This is a genomic window from Alienimonas chondri, assembly GCF_013036045.1.
In the GTDB taxonomy this organism is placed as follows: domain Bacteria; phylum Planctomycetota; class Planctomycetia; order Planctomycetales; family Planctomycetaceae; genus Alienimonas; species Alienimonas chondri.
Genome location: NZ_WTPX01000187.1, coordinates 1 through 7,674 on the forward strand (window position 1 = coordinate 1; position 7,674 = coordinate 7,674).

4 protein-coding genes and 1 pseudogene are annotated in these 7,674 nt (G+C 67.9%); 3 read left to right on the forward strand and 2 right to left on the reverse strand.

All coding sequences use genetic code 11. The features are described 5' to 3' along the window. Nucleotides 1-426 (forward strand): annotated as a pseudogene (locus LzC2_RS18995) (hypothetical protein); the annotation flags it as partial. 46 nt (nucleotides 427-472) lie between these two features. On the opposite strand, the gene LzC2_RS19000 reads toward LzC2_RS18995, so the two are convergent. Further along, entirely contained in the window at nucleotides 473-1,225 is a 753-nt protein-coding gene (locus LzC2_RS19000) for a DUF434 domain-containing protein (RefSeq protein WP_171189609.1), read from the reverse strand. 43 nt (nucleotides 1,226-1,268) lie between these two features. Then, the gene (locus LzC2_RS19005) at nucleotides 1,269-4,973 is read right to left on the reverse strand and encodes a [protein-PII] uridylyltransferase family protein (protein ID WP_171189610.1); all 3,705 of its coding nucleotides are present in this window, start codon (nucleotides 4,971-4,973) and stop codon (nucleotides 1,269-1,271) included. 423 nt (nucleotides 4,974-5,396) lie between these two features. Here LzC2_RS19005 and LzC2_RS19010 point away from each other — a divergent pair, with 423 nt between their 5' ends. After that, nucleotides 5,397-6,827 (forward strand): Gfo/Idh/MocA family protein, encoded by a 1,431-nt coding sequence (locus LzC2_RS19010; RefSeq protein ID WP_171189611.1) that lies wholly within the window; start codon nucleotides 5,397-5,399, stop codon nucleotides 6,825-6,827. Nucleotides 6,828-7,452: 625 nt separating this feature from the next. Continuing rightward, nucleotides 7,453-7,674 (forward strand): hypothetical protein (locus tag LzC2_RS19015; protein ID WP_171189612.1); only part of this gene is annotated, 222 nt, incomplete at its 3' end.

Below are 7,674 nucleotides of genomic sequence, written 5' to 3' on the forward strand. Positions count from 1 at the left end.
GCTTCGGACGCGTCCGCCGACGCCGCTCCCGCGGCCCGCGTCACGCCCGCCGTCGCCGAGACGCCCGCGGAGCCGGAGGAAAGCGTCGATTGGGGCGCCGAGATGGCCGCCTTCGCCAATGAAGCCGCCCAAGCCGCCGCGGAGTCCCCGACTCCCGAGCCGGCCGTCGCGACTCCCAATGACTTCCCCGCAACTCCCGCGACCGCGTCAGTAGCCGACCCGTTCGCGGCCGCCGAAGTCGATCAGGCGGCGGAGCCGTCGGTCGAATCGATCGATCGCGAATCCCTCCCCTCCGCCCCGCTGTGGGGCGCCCCCTCGGAATCGACTGACGCTGAATCCACGGAGTCGGTCCCCGACGCCGATGCGGAAGGCGGCGGCTGGCAATCCCGCAAGAGCCTCGAAGTCGACCCGTTCGCCGGACTGTGAACCCTGACTGTGAACGAAGGGCCGAGCATCGCGCCCGACGCTGTGTTCACTGCGATTGAGGGCGAAGGTCGACCCGCCACGCATTCGGCATTCGATCCGTCACGGCGCCGGCGAGATCGCACCACAGATCGCAGCGATCGAGGATCCCCGCGTCCGCGGTGATCGCGACGAAGGGGCCGGATTCCTTGAGTTCTTCCCCGAGCGTCGCCCCGCTGCGTAACAGCACGTCCGGGTCCGGGACGCAGGTCGCGGCCCACGCCCGGGGTCCGGCGGCCTCGCGGATCATCGTCGCGAGCCGGCCGCTGTTGGAGACCGGGCGATCGAGCAGCCAGTGGACTGCTTCGGGTCGGACTTCGTCGAGCAAATCGCGGATCGCCTCTAACGCCGGGGCGGTTTCCGCGACGCGGCGGTAGTTGCCGTGCATCGACGCCATATCGCGGACCACGCCGTCGTGGCCGACCAGCAGCACGCCGCCGCCCAGCGCCGCCTCGACGGTGGTGACGAGGTTGAACCCGTCGATCCGCAGCGTCCGCCCGGTCAGATCGGCCGGTTCCAACCGGCGAGCGGCCCGATCGGCCCGTTCCTCATCGGGACAGGCGGAGCGCAGAACCGCGGTTCGCTGGCGATCCGTCAGCTCGAAGCGGTCGCCCACCAGCTTCAACGCCGACGGGTTCACATAACCGCGGCTCAGCAGCCAGGAGAGATGTTCGACCGCCGTTCGCAGAGCGGGCACGCTGTCGGCGGCGAACCGATCAACGTCGCGGGGGTGAGGTCCGCGGTGGGTGCGGGTGTCCGGCACTGGAATTTCTTTCCCCGGGACGACAGGTCAGGCGCCGGACGGGTCAGGCGCCGGGGGGCGGGAAGTGGCGTTGAACCACGTCGCGGACGCGGTCGAGGTGGTGATCCATTTCCGTGGCCAAGCGCTCCCGGGCCGGGCGCCCGTCGGGGCCGCGGGTGTAGCCGAGTCGCCGGGCGAGGAAGGCGAACTCCTCCGTGCCGGCCGGGGGCACGGTGAGGTCTTTGGCATTCCCCCGCACCACGCGGAGGGCGTTGATCAGGCTGCGGAGAAAGCCGTACGCTTCGCGGAGCACGTCGTGATCGGCGGTCGTCAGATGTCCCCCGACGTGCAACGCGGTCAGCGCCGCCAGCGTACCGGGGGTGCGGAGTTCGGCGTCGTCTCCGCCATGCTCCCACTGCAGGATCTGAACGAGGTATTCGACGTCCACCAGGGCGCCGGGCGACAGCTTCGCGTTGACCGTGCCCGGGGTAACGAGTTGGCGAAGCTGTTTCTCCCGCATCGCCAGGACCGCCGCCCGGTCCGCGGGGGGGCCGCCGTAGATGAGGTCGTCCCGCAGGGCGAGGATCTCCCGGCCGAACGCCTCGTCGCCGGCGATCGGCCGGAGCTTCACCAGCGCCTGCCGTTCGTACGGCCACGCAGCGCCGCCGGGGCCGAAGTAATCGGCGAAGGTGTCCTTCCGCACCGCGGCGCTGCCGGCCCGGCCGTAGGGGCGGAGGCGGAAGTCGAGTTCAAAGATGCCCTCGCGGCGCGCTTCGATGGACTCTTTCAGACGTTTCACGAGCTTGTTGTAGAACTCGGCGACGCCGATCTGGCCGCGGCTGCCGCCGGTCGTCTCGCCCCCGCGGTCGTAGACCACCAGCAATTCGACGTCGCTGGCGAAACCCAGTTCCCGCCCCCCGCATTTGCCGAGGGCGCACACGGCGACCGGGACCGTGGCGCCGTCTTCGGCGTGCGGCTCGCCGTACTCCGCGACGAGGTCTGCCAGCGAGAACCGCACGGCGGCGGACAACGTCACCTCCGCAATATCCGTCAGTTCTTCGGCGAAGGCGCTGAAGCCGGCGGCGCCGCCGGCTTTCGTCTTGCCGAGGATATGACGCATATCCGTGCGGAACATCGCGCGGTCCTTGAACCGGTTGAGCCGGCGGCGAACGGCGTCGCGATCGCTCTCGCCATCGCCCGAAGGCGCCGCGAGCTCCTTTGCGAGTTCCTCCTCCAACTCCGATCGCGAACGTCGACGGTCCAGCGCTCCCGGATCGGCGACGACCGGAAACAGGTTTTCGTGTTGAAGGCGGAGGAAGTCGTGCCAGAGGAAGTCGCTCACCCCGAGTATCCCCGCCACGGCGGTCAGCACGTCGCTGCGCCCCAGCCGCGATACCTCTTCGACCCAGTCGTCCCGACGGAACAAACTTTCGAGCAGTTCGCCGAAGTTGGTCAGCGCCCGTCGCGGGTCCGGGCTGTGCGGCAGCAGATGGGTGAACTGCCCGACCAGCGCCGTCGCGGCCTTCAGTTCGGCCAAACGGCCTTCATCGGTGATCTTCTGCCCGCGGCGATCCGTCAGATGCAACACGTCCGCGGCTTCCCCGCCCTGGGTGCGGACCGCCACCCGGCGGAGATCGATCCCGAACAACGCCAAGGCGTTCGTCAGGCCGTACATCAAACCGGGTTGGTCGGCGGCGCGAACGCGCAGCACGGTGGCGGAATCGTCGACCGTATTGTCGAGATCCAACGTCATCGGCGGCGGGGGCGTCGGGTCGAGGACGGCGTTTCGCTCCGCGGCGGCGGGCCGCACGGCGGTCGCGACCAGCGCGGCGAGATCCGCCCGGGCGCTCCGGCCTTCGCCGCGACGGCTAGCTAGCAACAGCTCGCCCAGCTCTTTCTCAAACGCCTGCCACGAGGGCAACGCCTCCCGGTGCCCCTGCGCCGGGTAGAGATCGAGGGTCATGATGACGCCGCGGCCGGCTTCGGTGCCGAGCGCCGATTCGCAATACACATCCGCCGCCGCGATGTCCCAGCCGCGGGCGAACAGCAGTCCGCACACCGCCGCGAAGTCTCCGCGATGGTCGAAACAAGCGACCGTCAGCGTGACGCCCCCGTCCAATCCGCGTTCATCCGTTCCCTCGAACGGTTCTGTCAGCAAAGCGACCGGTCGGTCTTTGTCCAATCCCCCCAGCAGGCCGGCGTGCTTCGCGATCCGATCGGATGTAAACGCAGCTTTATAACTTTGCGGCATCCGGTCCGCATGCGGGGCGATGGACGGAATCGCCGGAGAGGCGGCGCCGCCCTCGGCGCCGTCGATCACGTATTTTCGGAATACGGCCCGCACGGCGCGGCAGTGCTCTTCATAGTGGGCGACGAAGGAGGCCGCGTCCGGGAAATCCAGACGCCGGGCAAGGTGTCGCAGCTCCCGCTCCCCTTCCGGCAAGGCGTGGACCTGCCGATGGTGGCGGAGCTGTAGAACGTGCTCGACCGTTCTCAAGAAATGATAGCCGGCGCTGAGGCGGCGATATTCGTCGGCCCACAACAATCCGTAATCCGCCAGCCGGGCGAGTCCGTTCAGGGTGCCCCTCGCCCGCACCCCCGGTTCGCCTCGACCGTGTACGAGCTGCAGGCACTGCACGGTGAATTCAATATCGCGAATGCTGCCGGCGCCGCTCTTCACCTCGCCCCAGGTGCGGCCGTTCTTTTTGAGTCCGTCTTCAATGCGTTGTTTGCTGGCGCGGACGCTCTCGCGGACCTCCTCCGCCGGCGTGCCGTAAATGAGCGGCTCCGCGGATTTTAAGAAGTCATGGCCGATCCGAAGATTCCCCGCGATCGGCCGAGCCTTCACCAGCGCCTGCCGCTCCCAGGCCCGGCCGTGCTTCTTCAGGTAGTTCAAATGCGCCTCCGGCGTGTTGACCAGCGGCCCACTGCTGCCCCACGGGCGCAATCGCATATCGACGCGATAGAGGAACCCCTCCCCGGTCGCCTGCGACAGCGCCTTAATCAGCCGTTGACCGAGGGTCCAATACACCGTCGCGTCGCCCTCGGCGAGAAACGCGAGGTCGATATCGCTGGAATAGTTTAGTTCCTCCCCGCCCAGCTTGCCGAACGCCAATACGCAAAAGCGGTTCGTATCGACGCCGAGTTCATTGGCCAACAGGTTCAAACCCGCCTGCGTGAACCCGTCCGCCAACAGCGAGAGCTGCGCGGTGACGCTGCGAAGATCCAGCAGCCCGAACGTGTCGCAGGCGCCGATCCGCAACAACTCCCAATGTTGATAACTGCGGAGTCCGTCCAACCGTCCGGCGGGCGTGGAATGCCCGTCGGCCATCGAGAGGGCTTCGGTCAGGAAGTCCTCTCGCGATTTAAACGCGGGCAGCCGGCGATGCTCCGTGAGTCGCCGGAGATAGTCCGGGTTCCGGATGAGAATATCGGTGAGGTACTGGCTCCCGACGAACAGCCGCACCAGGATCTCGACGGCCCGCGGGTGCGCCGCGAGGTAATCGAACAGCGAGTGCGGCGGCTTCTCCTCTCGGGCGGCGCCGGCGCGAACGAACCGCTCGAAGTTCACCAGACTCGCATCCGGCGCCGGAGCTTTGGCCAGCGCGGCGAGCAACGGGGGGAGCACCTTCTCCGTCACGCCGGGGGCGAGTTCGCCGGCGGCGGCGAGGGTGGCGTCCAGTCGACGGCGGGCGGCGGGCGGATCGTCGAACGGCACCGCATCCAGCGGATCGCCCAGGTCCGCCAGTTCCGGGGACGGCGACGTCATTCCGGCGGTCAGCGGCGCCGGATCGGCGGAGGGGCCTGAATCCTCAGCGGCGGAGTCGGATGGAACCGTCCGGTCGGCGGGCAAATCGGGTGCGGGCATGGATCGTTCGCTGGTCTGGCCGCAGGAGTGTAACGCAGGCGCCGTCCCTGCTTCGCCCGAGGACCGGTCGGTTCCCTCAGGGAATCCGGAACGCTCCCGCTTTCCACGCAGGCAGTTTCACGGGCCACTTTGGACAAGCGGTCAATCGGTCAGGGGACGCCATCCGCAAGCGCCCCGTGTCCTGCCGCAACCTCCCCGAGCGACCCCTCTCCCCGGGAGAACCCCTGCCGTCCTATTCGACGTGACCGTTGTTCGTAGCCCGACCCCCCCGGTAGGATGAGCGTGCCGCGTTCACCACTCACTGATTCTGCGAAAGATCCCGCTATGGCGATGCGCTCCAACCGCCGCGATTTTCTGACCACCTCCGCCGCCGGCGCCGCGAGCGCCAGCGCCGTGTGGCATGCCGTCGGTCCTTCCCCGGCGTGGGCTCGTCAGGCGACCGCCGACAGCCCGATGCAACGGCTGAACTTCGCCAGCATCGGCGTGGACGGCAAGGGTTCCAGCGACTCGAAGGACGCTGCCGACAAGGCTCAGACCGTCGCCCTGTGCGACATCGACGACCGCAAGCTTCGCAAGAGCAAAGCCCGCCTCAGCGAGTTCGCGCCGGACGCCAAGACGTTCGCGGACTTCCGCGAGATGCTGACGGAGATGGGCGATGAAATCGACGCCGTCACCGTCTCCACGCCGGACCACACCCATGCCTGCGCGTCCGTGATGGCGCTGGCCATGGGCAAGCACTGCTTCACGCAGAAGCCGCTGACCTGGAGCATGCGGGAGGCCCGCGTGCTGCGCGAGTTGGCCGCGGAGAAGGGCGTGTGCACCCAGATGGGCAACCAGGGCACCGCGACCGACGGCCTCCGCGAAGGCGTTGAGGTGATCCGCAGCGGCGCGCTGGGCGACATTAAAGAGGTGCACGTCTGGACCAACCGCCCGGTGTGGGCCCAGGGCGACGGCCTGCCGAAGACGGATGACGGCAAGGTGAAGACCGACAAGGTCCCGCCGTACCTGTCCTGGGATCTGTGGCTCGGCCCGGCGCCGTTCCGCCCCTTCACGGAGAACATCTACCATCCGTTCCAGTGGCGCGGCTGGCTGGACTTCGGCACCGGCGCCCTCGGCGACATGGCCTGTCACACCGCGAACATGGTGGTGATGGCCCTGGCCCTGTTCGACGCCGACAGCGCCGTCGCGGAGCACAGCGGCATCGTCGAAGGTCAGTACCCCGGCAACAGCAAGATCACCTTCCAGTTCGCCGAACGCGAAGGCATGGACGGCAACACCGTGCCGGCGATGCCGCTCTACTGGTACGACGGTGGCAACAAGCCGGACCAGGCTCTGCTGATGGGCGAGAAGATGGTGAACAGCGGCTCGCTGGTCGTCGGCACCGAGGGCAGCCTCTACAGCCCGAACGACTACGGCGCCCAGTACACGCTGATCTCCAAGACGGCGGATAAGTACAAGGACTACACCCCGCCGGAACGGACGCTGCCCCGCAGCCCCGGTCACTTCCAGGAATTCGTGGACGCGATCAAGGCGGGCAAACCGGAGATGGCGCTGTCGAACTTCGACTACGCCGCCCGTCTCACCGAGACGATCCTGCTGGGCAACGCCGCCCTGCGGGCCGGCAAGAAGGTCGAATGGGACGCGGAGAAGATGGAGTTCACCAACCTGCCCGGCGAAGCCGGCGCCGGCTTGGTCGGCCGCGATTACCGCGAGGGCTACACGATCGACCCGGAGAAGGCCGTCTCCGGCGCCTGAGCCCCCGTCGAACGGTCGGCTTGAACGACCCGAGAGTCCCCAACGCCCCCGCCGGTCGCCGGCGGGGGCGTTTTTTCGTACGGCGATCGCGAACCGCGAAAATCCTTATGTGGCCGGCACGTCGGTTGCTCGCCTCGAAGGAGATGCCGGATCACCGCCCCGGCGTCAGAAATTTTCGTACGTCAAGATCCACCGTCGCGCGGCGTCTGAGTCGTTCGACGGGCCAATACCGTAGGGCCATTTCTGAGAACGCCGGAGCGACTGTGGAAACTCGCCAACTTCACGGAACTGGGGCGATCGCCCCCGGCGCCCTCAATCGGAACCGAGTCGGAACATGGTTCTGGTGGCGACGATTAATCAGGCAGTCCGCCCAAATGAAAGTTTGACCGGCCGATCGGAGCCACTTAGCTTCAAGTCGTCCGATCATTCGTTCGCGAAGGACCGGGCAGCCCGCCGCCACAATCCGCTGAACGCCCCACGAGGGGGCCGAAGCCGGCCGGCGGGAACCGCAGCCGGGCCGACTGCAGGTCGTTTCCCACCAATTCACTTCTGGATCGCCGCCAAGGAGGCCGGCCCCCAGGTAAAACCTGTTTCCATGTCCAACGCCTCCCGTTCGACGTCTTGTTTGCCCGCGACTCGTCCCGCCGCCGCGCGGGCCGTGGTCGCGGCGCTCGCCGTTGTCTGCGGATCCCTGTTCGTCCCCGCCTCCGGCGATTTCTCCGCCGCGAACGTCGCCGTCGCCGGGCCGGGGCAGTTTGAGGATGCGGCGTCGCTGGCCGACGCGGTCGCGGACGGTCGCAACCTGGAACGGGCCCGCAAGTGGGGCGAGGCGATTCGCCACTACGAC

What these genes read in the sequence shown, in the direction of transcription:
- LzC2_RS19005 (WP_171189610.1), bottom strand. Translation starts at nt 4,973, where the DNA reads ATGACGTCGCCGTCCCCGGAACTGGCGGACCTGGGCGATCCGCTGGAT.
- LzC2_RS19010 (WP_171189611.1), top strand. Translation starts at nt 5,397, where the DNA reads ATGGCGATGCGCTCCAACCGCCGCGATTTTCTGACCACCTCCGCCGCC.